The sequence below is a fragment of the Bowdeniella nasicola genome (assembly GCF_001907295.1).
Taxonomy (GTDB): domain Bacteria; phylum Actinomycetota; class Actinomycetes; order Actinomycetales; family Actinomycetaceae; genus Bowdeniella; species Bowdeniella nasicola.
In genome coordinates this window covers 1-1,384 of the sequence record NZ_MQVR01000164.1, presented here as the reverse complement: position 1 = coordinate 1,384, position 1,384 = coordinate 1, and the positions used below count along the sequence as shown (strand labels likewise).

Below are 1,384 nucleotides of genomic sequence, written 5' to 3'. Positions count from 1 at the left end.
GACGAAGTTCGCGCACGCATGGAGAAGGCCCGCGAACGCCGACTCCAGCCCGGCTACATCGCAGCCTTCTTCCTCCCCGCGCTCACCCGGCTCGGTGGACGCATCCGCAAGCGAGAGAACGGACGCTACGAGATCACCCGCGTCCCGGCCCGCGTGATCGACACGGCGCGACGCCTCAACCGATGGGCACCCGTCGCTGAGCAGTACGAGCGCATCACCTTCGAACTTGCACGCATGCACCCCGACGGCCTCGCCGACGCCGCCCTCATCGCACCAGGCCACCCGCTACTGCACGCCGTGATCGAGGCAACCATCGACGACCTCGGCCCCACCCTCAAGCAGGGCACGGTGCTGGTCGACCGGCGCACCAAGCAGACCGACGCACCGATGCTGATGTTCAGCGTCGAGCAGCGCATCGAGAACACCGCCGCCGATGCCGACACGGTCTCTCACCACTTCGACTACCCACTCCTCGAACACGACGGCACCGTCACCGTGTCCGCAGCACCCCCATACCTCGACTACGACCGCCCCGACTCGACCGAGACCGAAGCCATCGCTGACATCACGGGCAGCGACTGGGCGCGACAGAACCACGAGAAGATCGTGCGCGCGTGGGCCTACCGTGAAGGGCTCCAGCCCCGCATGGACGAGATCAAGACCCGACTCGACATCGAGACCGCGCGCACCCGAGCGCAAGTGAAGGATCGCCTGCTGGCAGAGATCAACCACTGGGACCGCGAACACAACCGCCTCGAAGCCCTCGAACGAGCAGGCACCATCGGCAGGCTCCGCGCCGAGACCGCACTCGCTCGCGCCCGACAACTCGATGAACGGCTGAGCCACCGACTCGAACAGCTCGATGCGGCCACCAACCTTGTCGCCGTGCCCGCCGTCATCCGCGGCGCCGCACTCGTCATCCCCAGCGCACTCCTCACGACCGACAACGAGCCTGAAGCCCAAACCTTTGCCCGCCAGACCGAGGAAGTCGAGCGACGAGCAGTCGAAGCCGTGCTCGCCGCCGAGCGAGCACTCGGACGCGAACCGGTCGAGATGCCGCGCAACAACCCCGGCTACGACATCCAGTCCACCGACAAGAGCGGCTTCGTCCACTACATCGAGGTCAAGGGCCGGATCGTTGGTTCCGACACCTTCACCATCACCACCAACGAGATCACCTTCGCCCAGACCCAAGGCGACCGGCACCGGCTCGCCCTGGTCGAAGTCTCAACCAGCGGCGCTGACCACGACCAGTTGCGGTACGTGAGCGACGCCTTCACCCACCTGGAACCGTCCGCGACCACCCGTTCCTACAACGAGGTCTGGCGCGACTACTGGGAACGCGGAGGACCACCGCGATGACCCACACCACCGACAACAACCA

Annotated in this window: 1 protein-coding gene; it reads left to right on the top strand. The window is 66.3% G+C overall.

Going from position 1 to position 1,384, the window contains the following annotated elements:
• The coding region (locus tag BSZ39_RS12815; protein WP_143180554.1) for a protein NO VEIN domain-containing protein at positions 1–1,362 on the top strand (1,362 nt) is incomplete at its 5' end.
• Positions 1,363–1,384 lie beyond the last annotated feature (22 nt).